We start from the raw sequence: 18,138 nt of genomic DNA, 5'->3' as shown, positions 1-18,138 counted from the left end.
GGATCGCCATGCGGTGAGGGCCGATTCGGATCATTCGATGGAGGTGTCGCCGAGCGCCTCGAGGACGCGCCGAAGTCCGTCGGCGGTCTCGTCGACGACCTCGCGATCGACGTCGGCCAGCAGTCGCGCGTAGTTCGCGAAATGGTCGACGATCACGGCGCGACCCAGCTCCTGTCCGCGCTCGGTGAGGCGGATCTTGACGGTGCGTCGGTCGTCGCCGTCGCGGACGCGCTCGACCAGCCCCTTGGCCTCCATGCGGTCGGTGCGGTTGGTGATCGCGCCGGAGGTCACCATCGAGGCCTTGATGAAGGCGCCTGCCGTCAACGCGTACGGGGGCCCCGACCGCTGCAGGGTGACGAGAACATCGAACTCGCCTGCCTCGAGGCCGTGCTGAGCGGCGGTGGCCTTGGCCGACTTGTCCACCAGGCGTGTCAGTCGCTGGGCTCGCGCGAGTAGTTGGACCGGCCAGAAGTCCTCGACCAGGTCGGGACGCTCGGTCGCCCACTGTTCGAGGATTGCGTCCACCGCGTCGCTCATGTCGTTCCCTCCAGGATTTATCTCAATATCAAGATACTTGACGTCAAGAGAGCTGTCTGCTTTTATCTCAATGTTAAGAGAGTCAAGGTTGAGCGATATCGTCCTGATGTCGCGGCGACCGTCCGAAAGCGCCCGCCCTCGAACCCCGGAGCCGGTCATGACACAGCTCACCCGCGTACAGCCCGGCGCCTCCCGCGCCGCTGGGCCGCAACAGATCTCAGCGCTCTGGCTTGCGCTGCTGGCGAGCCCGATCGCCGCAGGCGCCAACAGTCCGGTCCTGATCCTTCCGGTGATGGCCGATTCACTCGGGGTCCGAACGGCAACGGTGACCTGGCTCGTCACCGTCTTCGCCTGGGCGATGGCGATCGGCACCCCGCTGATGGCGACCCTGCTCCGCCGTCGTGGAACCCGTCTGACGCTCGCGGTGGGGAGCTTCCTGATCGTGGCGGGCACCGCGCTCGTCGCCGTTGCGCCCTGGCTGCCGCTGGCGATGGCCGGCCGCGCGGCCCAGGCGGTCGGTGGCGCGGGACTGGCGACCGTCGCGATGACCCTCGCGGGCACCGCCCGTCGGATGGGGGCGATCACCGCGGGCTTCGGCATCCTCGGGGCGATGGGGCCGCTGGTCGGCTCGTGGATCGCGGAGGCGGCATCCTGGCGCGCGGCGCTTGCGATCTCGCTCGTCGCGCTGTTGGCCGTCCCGGCGGTGATCCGGCGTAGCCCGGCCGCCGTCCCCGTCGTGACCGCGCCGTTCGATGGCCGGGGCGCCGCCCTGCTCGTGTGCACGGCGTCCGCCCTGGTTCTCGTGCCCCGCTACCCGGCGCCTGCGGTCGCCGCCGCGATCGTGGTGGGCGCGGTACTCGCCGCCCATATCCACAGACACCCCGACGGGTTCGTTCCCGCAGCGCTGCTGCGTAGCCCGGCGTTCGTCGCCTCGACCCTCCTCGCGTGCGCACTCGCGACGTCGTACTTCACGCTGCTGTTCACGATCCCGCAGCTGCTGCGGGAGCGGACCGAATGGTCAACGGCCGCAATCGGCGCCGGGCAGCTCGTGGCCCTGTTGATCGGCTCCGCGCTGTCTCTCGTACTGGCTGCCGGCGCGGTGCGGATCGGCCGTCCCCGGGTTCTCGCCGTCCTGATCGCAGTCGGAGCATTGGCCCCGCTGACCGCCGCCATGACCCCGTGGGCGCCGCTGCTCCTGGTGGCGGCAACCCTGGCGGTCTTTGCCACCACCGGCGGGCAGGCCACGCTGGCGGTCTACGCGACCGGTGCCGCGCCGGAGTCCCAGCGCCCCACCACGATCGGCTTGTTCAACCTCTGCTATCAGCTCGGCGGGGCCTTCGGCCCGGCGATCGCGGCCCTGCTCGTCCTGGGCTGACCGAGTCCGATTGCACCGGTCGGTGGGCGTTCACACCGCCCGCGCGTCCCCGAAGGTCATCTTCAGATCGGGAATCGACGAGGTGAGCAGGGCGCGGCGCGGTAGGCCGAGTGAGCGCAGCTCGTCGGCGATGGGATGGGTGCCCAACGTCAGGTCCGCACCACCGAGCCTGGAACGGACGCCGGACGGGTTCATCTCCCACTGGGTGTGCCTGGTGACGCCGTCGAGGTGCGAATAGGCCTCCACCGCGGCGCCCGCCCCAGAGCCGGGCACAGTGATGCCCGGTTTGATGCGCAGTTCGGCGATGAGCTTGCCGTCCTGGCTGACCGACGCCCGCTTGGCCGGGCTCGCGTGATCGGCGTCGAAATCCGCCAGCACCTTGGGGAATCCCCAGATCCCGCGACCGGCGGCCATCGTGAACTCGCCGTCGACGGGTAGCTGGTGGATCAGTGCGCCCGCCCCGCCCGTCGCCAGCGACCTGAGGTCCGAGACGACGGAGGCCTTGCCGGTGTCGCGATGGTTGCGGACCATGAAGCAGACACCGAACTCGTTGTAGGGGCCCAGGTCTCCGTCCACGTAGTCGACGAACACCAGCACGCACAGTCCGCGACCGGGGCGATACCGGAGGATCTCCAGGCCGGTGTGATCGATCAGCGCCTGCGCCGGGGCGGTCGGGACCGAATACATGGCCATGAACGCCGTCGCCTGCCGGATCTGCACCGGCATCTCGACGCGCTTGCCGAGAACGTCGTGGGAGGTGGCGCCGTGGGAGGTCACTGCGTCACCACGCCGCGCAGGCCGTCGACGCCGTAGACCTGCTCGAGCATCGAGCTGAAATCGGGTCCGCGCCGAAGCATCTGGCCGCCGTCGACGTTGATGATCTGGCCGGTGATCCAGGTGGACTCGTCGCCGAGCAGGAACCGCGCGAGCGCCGCGATGTCCTCCGGCTCGCCGATGCGGGGCAGGGGAGTGCAGGCCTGGTAGTCCTCGAGCAGCGGCCCGCCGTCGGTGATGAGGGCGACCAGATCGGTGCGGGTGAGCCCGGGCCGGATGCAGTTGACCCGGACGTTGCTGGCCCCCAGCTCGTCCGCGCCGAGCTGGACGAGGTGGTCGACGCCTGACTTCGAGACGCCGTACGCGCCGAACCAGCGGTGGGTGTTGCTGCTCGCGATGGAGGAGATCGCGACGAACGATCCGCCCCCGCCGCGGACCAGCTCGCGGGCGGAGTGCTTGAGCGTGAGCATCGTGCCGGTGATGTTGAGCTCCACGGTGCGGCGCCAGGCATCGACGTCGATCTGGGTCACCGGGGCGATGGTCTCGTTGCCGCCCGCACAGGCCACCACCCCGTCGAGACGACCGGTGACCGCCGCGGCGGCCGCAACCGCCGCGACCACAGCGTCCTCGTCGGTGACGTCGGCGGCGTGATGGGTGATCGACCCGTCGTGCGCGGGCGTGACCGACGCGGCGGCCTTGATCAGCTTCTCCTCGGTGCGTCCGCAGATGGTCACGTGGGCGCCGGAACCGGCCAGCAGGGAGGCGACGCCGAGGCCGATTCCGCTGCCGCCTCCCGTCACCAGGATCGACTTGCCCCGCACAGCTCCCGTGCCGTTCGTGTCCACCGCGACTCCCTCCGTTGTGCAACCTGTTCTACCACCGCCGCGCCGATTTGGATATGCAATCCCGCCAGCAGGAATAGGCTCGATGGACCCGGTGCGAGCAGGTTCGGAGAACGGCTGAGCGAGGGAGTGGACGGCATGCGACCCGACATCGAACTGGTGGATGGACGGTTCTATGCGGGTGAACGCGGCGACCCGCGGGACGCCTACGCCTGGATGCGCGCCAACGAGCCGGTGTTCCGGGACCGGGACGGCACGCCGGGCGCCGCGAGCTATGCCGCGGTGATCGACGCCGAGCGGGACGCAGGCCTGTTCTCCAACGCCGGGGGGATCCGGCCGGAGGTGGGGCCGCTGCCGCACATGATCGACATGGACGACCCGGAGCACCTGCACCGTCGCAAGCTGGTCAATGCCGGCTTCACCCGCAAGCAGGTCGAGGCCAAGATCGGCGGCATCGGGCGGATCTGCGACGAGTTGATCGACGCGGTGATCGACAGGGGCGAGTGCGACTTCGTCCGCGATCTCGCCGCGCCGCTGCCGATGGCCGTGATCGGCGACATGCTCGGCGTGCGGCCGCAGGAGCGGGAGATGTTCCTGCAGTGGAGCGACGACCTGGTCGAGGCCCAGGGCAGCAACGCCTCCGAGGAGATGCTGTCGAAGATGATGGCGGCGTACGTGTCCTTCGTCGAGTTCACCATGCGCACGATCGAACAGCGCCGCCGCGAACCGACCGAGGACCTGACCAGCGTGCTGGTACACGCCGAGATCGACGGCCGCAGGCTCACGGACGAGGACATCGTGGCCGAGACCCTGCTGATCCTGGTCGGCGGCGACGAGACCACCCGACACGTGCTCAGCGGCGGCATGGAGCAGCTGATGCGATACCCCGAGCAGCGTGACCGGCTCGTCGCCGACCCGTCCCTGATCCCGCAGGCGCTCGAGGAGATGGTGCGCTGGGTGTCGCCGGTGAAGAACATGTGCCGCACCGTGACCCGCGATGTGGAGTTCCACGGCACGCGGCTGCGCGCGGGCGAGAAGATGCTGCTGCTGTTCGAGTCCGCGAACTTCGACGAGTCGGTGTTCGAGAACCCGGCGCGGTTCGACGCGTCCCGGAATCCGAATCCACACGTGGCCTTCGGTTTCGGGTCGCATTTCTGCCTGGGCAACCAGCTCGCCCGGCTCGAGGGCCGGCTGATGTTCGAGCGGCTGCTCGAGCGGATCCCGAACATGGAATTGGCAACCGACCGGCCACTACCGCGCCGACCCGCGAACTTCGTGACCGGCCTCGAGAAGATGCCGGTCCGCTGGTAGTCGGCGGTCGAGCCGACCCCGGATCAGGAGCTCGTCGCCGGGGGAGTGGCCCACATGTGCGAGAGGAACTGGAAGCTCGGGACGTCGTCGAGGGAGATGATCGACTCGTAGATCCGTTCGTATGACGTCTCCGCGATCCGCCAGCGCCCGTCGTCGTCGCGGTGGTACCGGTCGGTGTAGTAGCCGGCACCGCGGATCAGCCTGTTGGCGGCGGGCACGATGACCGTGTCCTCGAAGTTCCACGAGCCGGACGCGTCCGATCCGTCGACCGAGATCTCCGGATGGTTGGCGATGTGCACGGTCGTGATCGCCGGACCGAGCGCGTCGCGCATGAACCCGGCGACGGCGTCACGGCCATGGAAGACGAGCGGTTCGGCGAGCGCGTGCGTGCCGTAGTGCGCGACGATGCCCTCGGCGAGGGTATCCGCGAACTCGTCCCACCGTTTCAGGTCCAGCGCGCGGAAATACCGGTACTTGAGCTGCCGGAGGTCCTCGAGCGAGCTGAGGTCTTCGAGCGATCGGGGGGCCATTCGCGGAGCTTCTCACAGTCGATCGCGCGGGGTTCGGAATTCAGTCGATCTCGTCCCGACATGCAGAAGGCCGGCCCGGGAATCCGGGCCGGCCTTCGAGCTCACTGCAACGGGATCAGGCGGGCAGGCCCGCGGCCGACTCCAGCGACTTCAGGTACCCCCGCGGCTGGCCGAAGAGCTGGGCGCTGCCGTGTGCGCGCTTGAAGTACAGCTGGGCGTCGTGCTCCCAGGTGATCGCGATGCCGCCGTGCAGCTGGATGCTGTCCGCCGCGACCGACTGCAGGGCCTCCGAGCAGTACACCTTCGCCACCGCGGCGTCCGTCGCCGCGGTGGGCGCTCCGTCGACGAGCGAGCGGACCGCGCCGTAGGACGCCGAGCGGGCCGTCTCCACCAGGAAGTACAGGTCCGCCATCCGGTGCTTGAGTGCCTGGAAGCTGCCGATCGGACGACCGAACTGCACGCGGGACTTGCTGTACTCGACGGTGAGGTCCAGCGACTGCGCGGCCGCACCGATCTGCTCCGCGGACAGTGCGACGCAGGCGATCTCGCGCACCCGCTCCAGGGCAGCCGTGCCGTCGGCGGTGAGCAGACGGGCCGAGGCGCCGTCGAACTCCACGACCGACAGGGTCCGGGTCGGGTCCATCGCAGGCAGCCTGCGGCGGCTGACCGACTCCTGCGCGGGATCGACCTCGAACAGCGCCACGGCGCCGTCGATCTCGGCGGCGACGACGAGCACGTCCGCGATCGAGCCGTCCAGCACGAAGTGGCTCGCGCCGGTGAGCGAGTGCCCGTCACCGGTCACCGTGGCCGTCACGTCGACCGACTCCGTGTCCCAGCTGCCGTCGGCGCCGGTCCAGCACAGCGCCGCGACGGCGGTGCCCTCCGCGATCCCGGGCAGCAGTCGCTCGCAGGCCTCGGTGTCGCCGCTGGCCAGGATCGCCTGCGCGCCGAGCACCACCGAACCGAGCATCGGGGTCGGGGCGAGGGTGCGGCCGAGTTCCTCGAGCACCAGGTGCGTCTCGACCGCCGACGCGCCGATGCCGCCGAACTCCTCGGGGATCGCGAGCGCGGCGACGCCGACCTGCTGGCAGAGCATCTCCCACAGCGCGGTGTCGTAGCCCTGCTCGGTCTCCGCTGCGCGGCGGACCGCACCGGGATCGGAGTGCTTGGCGAGCAGCGCCCGCACGGTCTTGCGGAGCTCGAGCTGCTCCTCGTCGAATGCGCCTACCGCGGCAACCTGGCTCACAGCGACTCCATCACTCGGGCGCGGTGCACCGACGGGGTGCCCCACGCGGTCAGCAGGGCCCGGGTCTTGGTCAGCCACAGGGACAGGTCGTGTTCCTGGGTGTACCCGATGGCGCCGTGCACCTGCAGCGCGATCCGCGATGCGCGGTACGCGGCGTCGCCACACGCGACCTTCGCGGCGGAGATGTCGCGGCGGGCGTCGGCCGAGCCGTCCCGGACGGACAGCGCGGCGCCGTGCAGCAGCGGTCGCGCCATCTCGAGGCCGATGGCGACGTTCGCCAGGTGGTGCTTGATCGACTGCTGGCTACCGATGGCCGTGCCGAACTGCTTGCGCTGCTTGGCGTATTCGGTGCTGATCTCGAGCATGGTGCGGCCGAGGCCCAGCAGCTGGGCGGCGGTGGCGAGCGCGCCCATGTCGAAGGCGCGCTCGGTGTCGGCGTCGCCGAGCGTCTCGGCGGCGGTGACGGAGAACAGCTTCCGGGCCTGGTCGACGGAGCCGTGCTCGTCACCGACGGTGGCGGTGGACACCGAGTCGCCCTGCACGAGCAGAGTCAGCTCGACGGCGTTCGCGTCGACGGCGAACGGCACCCGCGGCGGGGCCGCGACGGTGGCAAGCGCGCCCTCGGCGAGCGCGGACAGCCGGTCCGGCGCCGCGCCCGCGAGCAGCACCGGTGCGACGGCGATGGTCTCGGCGACCGGACCCGGCACCGCGTGCCTGCCCAGCTGCTCGACCGCGACGACCAGGTCGATGGCGTCGGCGCCGAGGCCGTCGTGCGCCTCGTCGATGATCAGGCCGTTGACGCCGGTCTCGGCCAGGCGCTGCCACACCTTGAGGCCGGGCGCGGTGTCACCCGCGTTCCAGGACCGGATCACGGCGGGCATGTCGGACTTGGCGAGCAGCGAGTCGATGCTGTCCGCGAAGTCGGTGTGCGAGGAGTCGAGTGCGAATCTCATCGGTCCGCCTTAGGTAGGCCGAGCAGCCGCTCGGCGATGACATTCTTCTGGATCTCGTTGGTGCCGGCGTAGATCGGACCGGAGAGGGAGAACAGGTAGCCGTCCATCCACGCGGTGTCGGCGAGCTCGGACTCGGGGCCGAGCAGGTCGAGCGCGGTCTCGTGGGTGGCCACGTCCCACTCGGACCAGAACACCTTGTTGATGGAGGACTCGGCGCCGAGCTGGCCGCCGCCGGCGAGCCTGGTGACGGTGCCCCACGTGCTCAGCTCGTAGGCGCGCGACCCGATCCACGCGTCGACGACCCGGTCGCGCAGCGCGGTGTCGGACTCGTCGCCGTTCGCCTTCCACAGCTTCACGAGCCGGTCGGTGGCGGCGAGGAAGCGGCCGGGGGAGCGCAGCGACAGGCCCCGCTCGTTGCTCGCGGTGCTCATCGCGACCCGCCAGCCCTCGTTGACAGCGCCGATCACGCCGGACTCCGCGGGGTTCGCCGGGTCGTCGGGCACGAAGACGTCCTCGAGGAACACCTCGGCGAAGCCCGGCAGGCCGTCGAGCTGGTCGATCGGACGCACGGTGACGCCCTTCGACCGCAGGTCGAACATGTAGTACGTGATGCCCTTGTGACGCTGGGCCTCCGGGTCGGAGCGGAACAGGCCGAATCCCCAGTCCGCGAACGCGGCGCGGGAGCTCCAGGTCTTCTGACCGTTGAGCAGCCAGCCGCCGTCGACCTTGGTGGCGGTGGCGCGCAGGCTGGCCAGGTCGGAGCCGGACTCGGGCTCGGACCAGGCCTGGGCCCAGATGTCGTCGGCGCGTGCCATGCGCGGCATGATCCGCGCCAGCTGCTCGGGCTTGGCATGCTCGAAGAGCGTGGGTGCCAGCAGGAAGATGCCGTTCTGGCTGACCCGACCGGGTGCGCCCGAGCGGTAGTACTCCTCCTCGAAGATGACCCACTGCTCGAGGGTCGCGTCGCGGCCGCCGTACTCGGCGGGCCAGGACACCACCGACAGGCGCGCGTCCGCGAGGGTGCGCTCCCACTGCCGGTGTGCCTCGAAGCCCTCCGCAGTGTCCATGTGCGGCAGCGGTTCGGCGGGGACGTTCGCCTTGAGGAACGCGCGCACTTCGTCGCGGAATGCGACTGTGGCGTCGTCGAATTCGAGATCCACTATTCTTCTCCAGCCTTCTTCATCGCCGCGGCTGCGCCGCGCTTCATTGCTGTGGCGTCCATGCCGCCCAGGGGCCCCTTGCCGATTTCGGCGTTGTGTGCGTGCGCGAAGTGGTGCAGACCGAAGACCGAGTCCATGCCGGCCCGCACGCCCATCAGGTCCTCGCACTGGTTGACGGCCTTCTTGGTCAGCGCGAGTCCGAACTGCGGCATGGTCGCGATCCGGTCGGCCAGGTCCATCGCGGTGGCCTCGAGGTCCTCGCGCGGAACCACCCGGCTGACCATGCCCCACTCGTACGCGCGCTGCGCGGTGAAGCGGTCGCCGGTGAACAGGATCTCCTTGGCGCCGCGCACCCCGAGCACCCACGGGTGCGCGAAGTATTCGACGCCCGGAATGCCCATCCGGACAACAGGGTCCGCGAAGAAGGCGTCGTCGGAGGCGACGATGAGGTCGCACACCCAGGACAGCATCAGGCCGCCGGCGATGCAGGCGCCGTGCACCATGGCGATGGTCGGCTTCGGCAGCTCGCGCCACCGCCGGCACATGCCGAGGTAGACCTCCATCTCGCGGGCGAAACGCTGGTCGCCGCCCTCGCGGTCGACGTGGTCCCACCACATGACGGCCTTGTTGTCGTAGGACACGTGGTGGTCGCGGCCGACGGTCCCGATGTCGTGCCCGGCGCTGAAGTGGTCGCCGTTGCCGGCCAACACGATCGCGCTCACCTCGGGGTCCTCGACGGCGTGCTGGAAGGCGGCGTCCAGGGCATAGGTCATCACGGAGTTCTGCGCGTTGCGGAACTTCGGCCGGTTCATCGTGACGACCGCGACCTTGCCGCGCACCTCGTAGGTGACGACCTCGCCCTCGTCGGGAACACTCACGACTTGCCCTCTCGGAGATCGTTCTTGAGGACCTTGCCGGACGGGTTGCGCGGCAGCGATCCGACCACGAGGACCGAGCGCGGGATCTTGAAGTTGGCGAGGTGCTCCTTGCAGTACGCGAGGACCTCCTCGGCCGTGATGGTGCGACCGGGCTTTGCGACGACGTAGGCGCGGCCGACCTCGCCCATGCGCTCGTCGGGCACCCCGATGACGGCCGACTCGGCGACCGCGTCGATGCGGGCGAGGGCGTTCTCGACCTCGGCGGGATAGACGTTGAAGCCGCCCGAGATGTACATGTCCTTGAGCCGGTCGGTGATGTCGATGTATCCGCGCTCGTCCATGACGCCGACGTCGCCGGTGTGCAGCCAGCCGTCCTTGTCGATGGTTGCCGCGGTGGCTTCCGCGTCATCGAGATAGCCGAGCATGATGTTGTCGCCGCGGACCAGGATCTCGCCGTGGTCGCCGATCCGGACCTCCATGCCCGGCACGGCCCGGCCGGAGGTGGTCGAGACGGTGACCGGGTCGTCGTCGGTGCGGCACATGGTGACCACGACGGCCTCGGTCTGGCCGTAGGCGGTGAGCACCGCGTCGTAGCTCAGCTCGGACTGGAGCCGCTCGACCAGGGTGACCGGGACGGCAGCGGCACCGGTGATGGCGACCCGCAGGCTCGACAGGTCGTAGTCGTCGCGGGTGGGGAAGTCGAGGATCGACTGATGGATCGTGGGGGCGCCGGGGAGGATGCTGATCTTCTCCTCGGCGATCTTCGCCATGACCTTCGGGACGTCGAAGATCGCCATCGGGACGATGGTCGCGCCGTTGAGGATGCAGACCAGGAAGCCCGCCTTGTACCCGAAAGTGTGGAAGAACGGGTTGATGATCAGGTACCGGTCGGCCGCGCTCACCTCCGCGCATTCGCCCCAGGCCCGCGCGACGCCGAGCGTCTGCCGGTGCGCGGTCATCACGCCCTTGCTCTTGCCGGTGGTCCCGGAGGTGAACAGGATGTCCGCGAGGTCGTCGGGTCCGATCGCCTGCGCACGGGCGTCAGCCTGCTCGGCCGGGACCGACTCCGCGAGCGCGTCGAGCTCGCTCCAGTCGATCACGCCCTCGATCGGGTCAGCGGCGTCGAACGGGATCCGGATCACGGTGTGCAGGCCGTCGAGGTCGCCAGGCGCCGCGGCCCTGGCCAGCTCAGCGAAGCGGTCGGTGCCCAGGAAGGGGCCGACCACGAAGAGGCCCGCGGCCTTGGTCCGGACGATCAGGTCGAGCGTCTCGCTGCCGGTGTAGCGGGTGTTGATCGGAACGATCACGGCGCCGGCGTAGTGCGCGGCGAGCGCGGCGATCACCCAGTGGTAGGTGTTCGGCGACCAGATCGCGATCCGGTCGCCGGGCTCGATCCCGCGGGCGATCAGTGCCCGTGCCGTGGTCCGGACGCGGTCGAGGAGGTCGGAGTAGCTGATCCGGACCTCGCCGTCGGCGATGGCCTCGGCGTCACCGAATTCGCGAGCCGCCCTCGCGAGGGCCGCGGGGGTGGTATTCACATCACTGGTCACTGGACTCCTCTACAAAGCAAGTGCTTGGTAGGTTATCCTACCGGGGTGGATGTAAGCCAGGGGCTGGGGACAGCCAAAGACGACGAGCAGTTCGCCGCGACCGTCCGTGAGTGGTTGGCCGACAATCTCACCGGTGAGTTCGCCGGTCTGCGTGGGCTCGGTGGACCCGGACGTGAGCACGAGGCCTTCGAGGAGCGACTCGCGTGGGACCGCCATCTGGCGGCCGCCGGGTGGACCTGCCTGGGCTGGCCGACCGAGTACGGCGGCAAGGGCGCGACGCTGAGCCAGCAGGTGATCTTCCATGAGGAGTACGCCCGCTCGGGCGCACCCGCGCGGGTGAGCCACCTCGGTGAGGAGCTGCTCGGGCCGACGCTGATCGCGTTCGGCACCGAGGAGCAGAAGCGACGCTTCCTGCCCGGTATCAACACGGTCTCCGAACTGTGGTGCCAGGGCTACTCCGAGCCGGGCGCGGGCTCCGACCTCGCGGCGGTCTCCACCTCGGCGCGCCTCGACGGCGACCAGTGGCGGATCAACGGGCAGAAGGTGTGGACCTCGCTCGCGCACGTCGCGCAGTGGTGCTTCGTGGTCGCGCGGACCGAGCCCGGCTCGCAGCGGCACAAGGGCCTGTCCTACCTGCTCGTGCCGATGGACCAGCCGGGCATCGAGGTGCGGCCGATCCTGCAGCTCACCGGCACCTCCGAGTTCAACGAGGTGTTCTTCGACGACGCCCGCACCGACGCCGACCTGGTGGTCGGCGAGGTCGGCCAGGGCTGGTCGGTCGCGATGGGCACCCTCACCTTCGAGCGGGGCATCTCCACGCTCGGCCAGCAGGTCGGCTTCGCCAAGGAACTGTCGGAGATCGTCGAGCTCGCCGAGCGCAACGGCGCGGCCTCCGACCCCGTCATCAAGGACAAGCTCACCCGCGCCTGGATGGGCCTGCAGGTGATGCGCGCGCACGCCATGCGCACCCTGTCCGCGGTCGACGCCAGCGCACAGGGCGGCGAGGCCTCGGTGGCCAAGCTGTTGTGGGCCAACTGGCACCGCGGTCTCGGCGAGCTCGCGATGGAGGTCGCCGGTGCGGACTCGCTGCTGGCGGGCAACGGGCCGTTCGGCGCCGATGCCGACCTGAGCGACCAGCAGCGCCTGTTCCTGTTCAGCCGGGCCGACACCATCTACGGCGGCTCGAACGAAATCCAACGAAACATCATCGCCGAGCGGGTGCTCGGACTTCCCCGAGAGGCTCGACCGTGACCACTTCCCTCAAGTCCCCCCTTGCCGTCGCCCCCGCCGAGATCGAGGGCCACAACCTGCTCAAGGGCAAGAAGGTCGTCGTGACCGCGGCCGCGGGCACCGGTATCGGCTTCGCCACCGCGCGCCGGGCGCTGCTCGAGGGCGCCGACGTGCTGGTCTCGGACTTCCACGAGCGTCGCCTCGGCGAGACCGTGGAGAAGCTGTCGGCCGAGTTCGGTGGCCAGCAGGTCGAGTCCTTCGTCTGCGACGTCTCGAGCACCGAGCAGGTCGACGCGCTGATCGCGGGCTCCGCCGAGAAGCTCGGCCGCATCGACGTCCTGGTCAACAACGCGGGCCTCGGCGGCGAGACGCCGGTCGTGGACATGACCGACGAGCAGTGGGATCGCGTCCTCGACATCACGTTGACGAGCACCTTCCGCGCCACCCGCGCTGCGCTGCGCTACTTCAAGTCCGTCGATCACAACGGCGTCCTGGTCAACAACGCCTCCGTGCTCGGCTGGCGCGCGCAGCACTCGCAGGCGCACTACGCCGCGGCCAAGGCCGGCGTCATGGCGCTGACCCGCTGCAGCGCGATCGAGGCTGCCGAGTACGGCGTCCGCATCAACGCCGTCGCGCCGTCCATCGCCCGCCACGCGTTCCTGGCGAAGGTGACGAGCGAGGAACTGCTCGACAAGCTGGCCGAGGGTGAGGCCTTCGGTCGCGCCGCCGAGGTGTGGGAGATCGCCGCGACCATCGCGATGCTCGCCAGCGACTACACGACCTACCTCACCGGCGAGATCGTCTCCATCTCCAGCCAGCGCGCCTAGGCGGCTCCGCCGCCTGTGGATAACCCGGCCCGATCTCGTCGATCCGGTCGGTGCCCGACGCCAGTGTCGTCGGTATGTCCGCAACGTTCTCGCCCGCAGCGCTTCAGGCCCTCGTCGACCGCCAGTACGGATTGGTCACCGCGGCGCAACTGCACGCCATCGGATTCCCGCCGTCGCGAACGTGGCAGCGTCTCGAGATCGGGCGTTGGCAGCGGGTGCTGCACGGGGTGTACGCGATCACCTCGGGCCTGCTCACCCGGGACGCGATCCTCGAGGCCGCCCTGCTCTACGGCGGGACCACGGCGCTGCTCAGTCACCGGACGGCCGCGGAGCTGTGGGGGATGGTCACGGTGGACGAGGCCGGTCCCGTCCACGTGACGGTTCCCTACGGTGTCTCCGCGATCGGTCAACCCGCGACCGCGGTCGGACACGCGGTGCACGGCGATCGCGTGGTGCCCTCGCGGGGGAGCATCCTGCACCCCGGGGTGGCGGTGCACCGGTCGCGCGCGCAACGGCACATCGGTGCCGGCGACCTCCTGCCACCGCGCACGACCCGCGCGGACACCGCGCTCGACCTCGCCATCGCGCAACCGTCGGCGCACGAGGCATACGTCAGCCTGATCGGCGCCGTCACCAACGCTCGCGTCCGGTTGGACGACATCCGGCGCCGGATGAACGAGCGGACCCCGCGTCGCTACCGGAAGGCGCTCGAGGCGGCCGTCAGTCTGCTGGCCGAGGGTGTCCAGTCGATGCTCGAGTACCGCTTCGCGGTCGAGGTGGAACAGGCCCACGGACTTCCCGCCGCTCGCCGCCAGGGGCCGGTGGTGGTCGACGGCCGGACGCTCTGGGAGGACTGCGACTACTCCGAACACGGTGTCCCGCTGATCGTGCGACTCGACGGCCGCCGGTCGCATTCCGCGCGCGAGGTCGCTTTCCGGGACCGTCGCCGCGACAACGCGGCCGAGCTCGCCGATCGGCCACGGCTGGTGTTCGGCTACGAGGAGGTCGTCGGGACGCCGTGCCTGGTGGCCGGGGAGGTCGAGCAGATCCTGCGCCGCGAGGGGTGGGTCAGGCGGGACGAAAACCCGTGTCCCGCCTGTGCGCGGTTAGCGAGTCCTGACACTCGTCAACCGCGCACGGGCGGCGGAGCCGCCTAGACGGTGTAGCCGCCGTCGACGTTCAGCTTCTGGCCGGTGATGAAGCCGGCCTTGTCGCTCGCGAGGAAGCAGACGGCCTCGGCGATGTCGACCGCGGAGCCGAAGCGCTGCAGGGGGATGCGGCTCATCGCGACCGCCTGTGCGCGCTCGTCGAGGTCGGCGTTGCCCATCAGGCGTTCGGCCATGCCGTCGGTGAGCATGCCGGGCCCCACGGAGTTGAAGCGGACGCCGAAGCGGCCCTCCTCGGCGGCGAACGCCCGGACAAGCGCCTCGACGGCGCCCTTGGTCCCGGACGAGAGGCCGTCGCGGACGGGGAAGCGGTCGGTGGCCGCGGTGGTCACCGCGACGACCGACCCGCGCGCCACGCGGAGCCCGGGCAGCAGGGCGTGCACGAGCGCGAAGAACGCGGTGGCCTCGGCGTTGAGATGCTCGGAGAAGGTGTCGGGGGAGACCTTGGACAGGTGGACCATCGGGATGTGCGGGCCCGCCGCGTGCACCAGCACCGACGGATCGCCGAGCTCGGCGGTGATCTCCTGAGCCCACCGTGCGACCCGGTCGCGGTCGGTCAGGTCGACGGCATCGGCACGGGCCCGCCCGCCCGCCGCGGTGATCTCCTCGACAAGGGCGGCGGCGCGCTCGGAGCCGGAACGGTAGGTGAACGCGACGGGGAGCCCCTTGGCGGCGAGCCGCCGGGTGATCTCGATCCCGATGCCGCCCGATCCGCCGGTGATCACGGCGCAAGTGTTTTGCTGCACCCCGATACCCTAACAAGCGCTTGGTTGATACTCTGTCGGATGTGACCCCTCCGCCGAGAGCTGCCGAAGAGTCTGCCAGCAAGTCCGGCCGCCGCGCCGAACTCCTCGCGCTGGCGGCCGCCCTGTTCGCCGAGCGCGGTCTGCGCGCCACCACAGTGCGCGACATCGCGGACTCGGCCGGGATCCTGTCCGGCAGTCTCTACCACCATTTCGACTCCAAGGAGTCGATGGTCGACGAGATCCTCAAGGGCTTCCTGGACGAGCTGTTCGGCCGCTACCGCGACATCGTCGCGGCCGGTCTCGGATCGCGCGCCACCCTCGAGGCGATGGTGATCGCGTCCTTCGAGGCGATCGACGGATCGCACGCCGCGGTCGCGATCTATCAGGACGAGGCCAAGCACCTGGTCGGCAACGAGCGCTTCGAGTACATCACCGAGCGCAACAAGGAGTTCCGCGGCCTGTGGGTCTCGGTCCTCGAGGCCGGCATCGCCGACGGCAGCTTCCGCCCCGACATCGACGTGGAGCTGGTGTACCGCTTCATGCGCGACACCGTCTGGGTACCGGTGCGGTGGTACCGGCCCGGAGGCCCGATGACCGCGGAAACGGTCGCCAAGCAGTATCTCGCCATTGTGCTCGACGGGCTCTCCAGCCCACAGTCACGGTCCGATTCGTAGGGAGTTTCCATGCCTGAGGCATACATTGTTGACGCCATCCGCACCGCGGTCGGCAAGAAGGGCGGTGCCCTCTCCGCGGTGCACCCCGCGGACCTCGGCGCCGGGGTGATCAAGCAGCTCCTCGAGCGCAACCAGGTCGACCCGAGCGAGATCGACGACGTCGTGTTCGGCTGTGTCGACGCGATCGGCCCGCAGGCCGGCAACATCGCGCGTACCGCCTGGCTGGCCGCCGGCTACCCGGAGGATGTCCCCGGCGTCACCGTCGACCGTCAGTGCGGATCCAGCCAGCAGGCCGTTCACTTTGCTGCGCAGGCGATCCTGAGCGGAACCGCAGACCTGATGGTGGCCGGCGGCGTGCAGAACATGAGCATGATCCCGATCGCCTCGGCGATGGTCGTCGGCGAGCAGTTCGGATTCGAGACCCCGTTCAAGGGTTCGAAGGGCTGGGAGCACCGCTACGGCGACGAAGAGGTCTCGCAGTTCCACGGCGCCGAGCTGATCGCCGAGAAGTGGGACATCAGCCGCGAGGAGATGGAGCGCTGGGCGCTGCAGAGCCACGAGCGCGCGCGCAAGGCGATCGCCGAGGGCCGCTTCGACAAGGAGATCGTGCCGGTCGGCGAGTTCAGCATCGACGAGGGCCCGCGCGAGACCAGCCTGGAGAAGATGGCCGGGCTCAAGACCCTCACCGACGGCGGACGCCTGACCGCGGCCCTGGCGAGCCAGATCTCCGACGGCGCCAGCGCGACGCTGCTCGCCTCCGAGGCCGCGGTGAAGGCGCACGGTCTCAAGCCCCGCGCCCGGATCCACCACATCAGCGCCCGCGGTGCCTCGCCGATCTTCATGCTCAGCGCGCCGATCCCCGCGACCAAGTACGCGCTGGAGAAGACCGGCCTGACCATCGACGACATCGACGTCATCGAGATCAACGAGGCCTTCGCCCCCGTCGTGCTGTCCTGGATCAAGGAGATCGGCGCGGACCCGGCGAAGGTCAACGCCAACGGCGGCGCGATCGCGAACGGGCACCCGCTCGGCGCGACCGGCACCAAGCTGTTCGCGACCATGCTCAACGAGCTCGAGCGCACCGGTGGGCGCTACGGCCTGCAGACCATCTGCGAGGGCGGCGGCACCGCGAACGTGACGATCATCGAGCGCCTGGGCTAGAAACCCCTCCGCGCAAACAGATTCGGCCCCGCATCACTCCTGTCGGAGGGGTGCGGGGCCGAACCCGTCGGTGGACCGGGTGGACGCTGTCCGTCAGTCGATGGTGCCGATCAGCGCGAACAGCGCGTCAGCGATGCGTTCGCACCACGCGTCCGAGTCCTCGAACCCGCGCGAGACACCGCGGAGCATGGTGGCCGACACCAGCAGATCGAAGACAGTGTCCGCGGTGGACGTGGCGGCGGCCGGCTCCGCGTCCGGCTCGGCCAGCCGGATCCGGGCGAGAAGAGCCTTGCGGGCGGGCACCTCGGCCCGCTGGACGAGCCGCTCGTAGACGCCCTCGTTGTGATTCCAGGTGGACATCAGCCCGGGTATCGCGGAGCGGGCGGCCGGGTGCGCGGCGCGCTCGAGGAAACTGCGCGTCCAGGCCAGCAGGTCGGCGTGAAGGTCGTCGGTGCTCGGGGGGAGCGGCACGTCGCCCATGGACTCGAGGCCGAAGATCGCGTCCTCGATGATCATCTCGCGGGTGGCCCAGCGCCGGTAGATCGCGGGCGCGCTGACCTTGGCCCGCCGGGCGATGGCCTGGATCGTGGTCTTCTGGTAGCCCGACTCGACGAGCAGCGCGATGGTCGCATCGAGGACCGACCGGTCGACCTGGGGATCTCGGGGCCGGCCTGGGCCGGCTGCTTCGACTGGGTGGTCTCCGGATCCATTCACATCGCCGGACAATACCGGAGCGGATTACCACTGGAGCCAAAATAGTTACGGGGTGACACGGAACTCATCGCGCGCTGGCGATGGCTCGGGGTTATCGTCGGGATATGTGCCGAAACATCACCGAGCTCCGCGGCCTCGAGCCGGCCGCCACCGCGGAGGAGATCGAGGCGGCCGCCCGTCAGTACGTGCGCAAGGTGAGCGGGGTGCAGAAGCTGTCCGACGCCACCCGGGAGCCCTTCGAGCAGGCGGTCGGCGAGGTCACGGAGACCACGATGCGGCTGCTCGGGGTGCTGCCCGCCCGCAAGCAGCCGCCGGCAACGGTGCCGCCGCTGCGCAGGCCCGAGGTCCGCGCGCGGATGGCCGCGGCCGCCGCGAACGACTGAAGGGCACCGCCGGCCGGATGACCGGCCGGCGGTGCCCTTCAGTGTGGAGAGTGTGCTTCCGCGCTCTGGCGCGACCGGCGG

Annotated in this window: 19 protein-coding genes; 8 read left to right on the top strand and 11 right to left on the bottom strand. The window is 69.9% G+C overall.

The window, feature by feature from the left end; genetic code table 11:
- Positions 1–30 precede the first annotated feature (30 nt).
- A complete protein-coding gene (locus FCG67_RS16465) occupies positions 31–537 on the bottom strand; it encodes a MarR family winged helix-turn-helix transcriptional regulator (RefSeq protein WP_136910792.1) in 507 nt (168 codons plus the stop codon).
- Between the two features lie 157 nt (positions 538–694).
- Here FCG67_RS16465 and FCG67_RS16460 point away from each other — a divergent pair, with 157 nt between their 5' ends.
- Positions 695–1,912, top strand: a complete 1,218-nt coding sequence (locus FCG67_RS16460) for an MFS transporter (protein WP_136910791.1) — start codon at positions 695–697, stop codon at positions 1,910–1,912.
- Between the two features lie 30 nt (positions 1,913–1,942).
- On the opposite strand, the gene FCG67_RS16455 is transcribed toward FCG67_RS16460, so the two are convergent.
- Both FCG67_RS16455 and FCG67_RS16450 read right to left on the bottom strand, forming a co-directional pair.
- Complete coding sequence (locus FCG67_RS16455) at positions 1,943–2,638, bottom strand: acetoacetate decarboxylase family protein (protein ID WP_136910832.1); 696 nt, start codon at positions 2,636–2,638, stop codon at positions 1,943–1,945.
- A 47-nt stretch (positions 2,639–2,685) separates the two neighbouring features.
- Positions 2,686–3,531, bottom strand: coding sequence for an SDR family oxidoreductase (locus FCG67_RS16450; RefSeq protein WP_136910790.1), 846 nt, complete (start codon positions 3,529–3,531; stop codon positions 2,686–2,688).
- A gap of 135 nt (positions 3,532–3,666) precedes the next feature.
- On the opposite strand from FCG67_RS16450, the gene FCG67_RS16445 reads away from it, so the two are divergent.
- Positions 3,667–4,839 (top strand): cytochrome P450, encoded by a 1,173-nt coding sequence (locus FCG67_RS16445; protein WP_136910789.1) that lies wholly within the window; start codon positions 3,667–3,669, stop codon positions 4,837–4,839.
- A 23-nt stretch (positions 4,840–4,862) separates the two neighbouring features.
- Here the strand turns inward: FCG67_RS16445 and FCG67_RS16440 are convergent, their stop codons facing one another.
- The 6 genes from FCG67_RS16440 to FCG67_RS16415 all read right to left on the bottom strand — a co-directional run bounded on the left by FCG67_RS16440 (position 4,863) and on the right by FCG67_RS16415 (position 11,156).
- Positions 4,863–5,369 carry a nuclear transport factor 2 family protein gene (locus tag FCG67_RS16440; RefSeq protein ID WP_136910788.1) on the bottom strand — a complete coding sequence of 169 codons (507 nt, stop codon included), beginning with the start codon at positions 5,367–5,369 and terminating at the stop codon, positions 4,863–4,865.
- A 115-nt stretch (positions 5,370–5,484) separates the two neighbouring features.
- Positions 5,485–6,615 carry an acyl-CoA dehydrogenase family protein gene (locus tag FCG67_RS16435; protein ID WP_136910787.1) on the bottom strand — a complete coding sequence of 377 codons (1,131 nt, stop codon included), beginning with the start codon at positions 6,613–6,615 and terminating at the stop codon, positions 5,485–5,487.
- Positions 6,612–7,568 carry an acyl-CoA dehydrogenase family protein gene (locus FCG67_RS16430; protein WP_136910786.1) on the bottom strand — a complete coding sequence of 319 codons (957 nt, stop codon included), beginning with the start codon at positions 7,566–7,568 and terminating at the stop codon, positions 6,612–6,614. The genes FCG67_RS16435 and FCG67_RS16430 overlap by 4 nt, the downstream gene beginning before the upstream one ends.
- Positions 7,565–8,728: an acyl-CoA dehydrogenase family protein gene (locus FCG67_RS16425; protein WP_077042916.1), complete on the bottom strand. Its 1,164-nt coding sequence runs from the start codon at positions 8,726–8,728 to the stop codon at positions 7,565–7,567. The genes FCG67_RS16430 and FCG67_RS16425 overlap by 4 nt, the downstream gene beginning before the upstream one ends.
- A complete protein-coding gene (locus FCG67_RS16420) occupies positions 8,728–9,606 on the bottom strand; it encodes an enoyl-CoA hydratase (RefSeq protein WP_136910785.1) in 879 nt (292 codons plus the stop codon). The genes FCG67_RS16425 and FCG67_RS16420 overlap by 1 nt, the downstream gene beginning before the upstream one ends.
- Positions 9,603–11,156: a FadD3 family acyl-CoA ligase gene (locus FCG67_RS16415; RefSeq protein ID WP_136910784.1), complete on the bottom strand. Its 1,554-nt coding sequence runs from the start codon at positions 11,154–11,156 to the stop codon at positions 9,603–9,605. Before FCG67_RS16415 ends, FCG67_RS16420 begins: the two co-directional genes overlap by 4 nt.
- A 45-nt stretch (positions 11,157–11,201) precedes the next feature.
- On the opposite strand from FCG67_RS16415, the gene FCG67_RS16410 reads away from it, so the two are divergent.
- From FCG67_RS16410 to FCG67_RS16400, 3 genes are all read left to right on the top strand, one after another.
- Positions 11,202–12,407, top strand: a complete 1,206-nt coding sequence (locus FCG67_RS16410) for an acyl-CoA dehydrogenase family protein (RefSeq protein WP_097214294.1) — start codon at positions 11,202–11,204, stop codon at positions 12,405–12,407.
- The gene (locus tag FCG67_RS16405; RefSeq protein WP_136910783.1) at positions 12,404–13,213 is read left to right on the top strand and encodes an SDR family oxidoreductase; all 810 of its coding nucleotides are present in this window, start codon (positions 12,404–12,406) and stop codon (positions 13,211–13,213) included. Before FCG67_RS16410 ends, FCG67_RS16405 begins: the two co-directional genes overlap by 4 nt.
- Positions 13,214–13,287: 74 nt before the next feature.
- A complete protein-coding gene (locus tag FCG67_RS16400; protein ID WP_136910782.1) occupies positions 13,288–14,370 on the top strand; it encodes a hypothetical protein in 1,083 nt (360 codons plus the stop codon).
- Here FCG67_RS16400 and FCG67_RS16395 read toward each other — a convergent pair.
- Complete coding sequence (locus tag FCG67_RS16395) at positions 14,367–15,125, bottom strand: SDR family NAD(P)-dependent oxidoreductase (RefSeq protein WP_246045112.1); 759 nt, start codon at positions 15,123–15,125, stop codon at positions 14,367–14,369. The genes FCG67_RS16400 and FCG67_RS16395 overlap by 4 nt on opposite strands.
- 41 nt (positions 15,126–15,166) lie before the next feature.
- On the opposite strand from FCG67_RS16395, the gene FCG67_RS16390 reads away from it, so the two are divergent.
- On the top strand, positions 15,167–15,799 hold the full coding sequence (locus tag FCG67_RS16390; RefSeq protein ID WP_077042913.1) for a TetR/AcrR family transcriptional regulator: 633 nt from the start codon (positions 15,167–15,169) through the stop codon (positions 15,797–15,799).
- Positions 15,800–15,808: 9 nt separating this feature from the next.
- On the top strand, positions 15,809–16,960 hold the full coding sequence (locus FCG67_RS16385) for an acetyl-CoA C-acetyltransferase (RefSeq protein WP_136910780.1): 1,152 nt from the start codon (positions 15,809–15,811) through the stop codon (positions 16,958–16,960).
- A 93-nt stretch (positions 16,961–17,053) separates the two neighbouring features.
- Here the strand turns inward: FCG67_RS16385 and FCG67_RS16380 are convergent, their stop codons facing one another.
- Positions 17,054–17,674, bottom strand: coding sequence for a TetR/AcrR family transcriptional regulator (locus tag FCG67_RS16380; RefSeq protein WP_169310551.1), 621 nt, complete (start codon positions 17,672–17,674; stop codon positions 17,054–17,056).
- Positions 17,675–17,778: 104 nt separating this feature from the next.
- On the opposite strand from FCG67_RS16380, the gene FCG67_RS16375 reads away from it, so the two are divergent.
- Positions 17,779–18,057, top strand: coding sequence for a DUF2277 domain-containing protein (locus tag FCG67_RS16375; RefSeq protein WP_136910778.1), 279 nt, complete (start codon positions 17,779–17,781; stop codon positions 18,055–18,057).
- Positions 18,058–18,138 lie beyond the last annotated feature (81 nt).

The organism is Rhodococcus oryzae (assembly GCF_005049235.1).
In the GTDB taxonomy this organism is placed as follows: domain Bacteria; phylum Actinomycetota; class Actinomycetes; order Mycobacteriales; family Mycobacteriaceae; genus Rhodococcus_G; species Rhodococcus_G oryzae.
The sequence above is the reverse complement of the archived record's forward strand: the minus strand, read 5'-3'. Positions and strand labels throughout refer to the sequence as shown.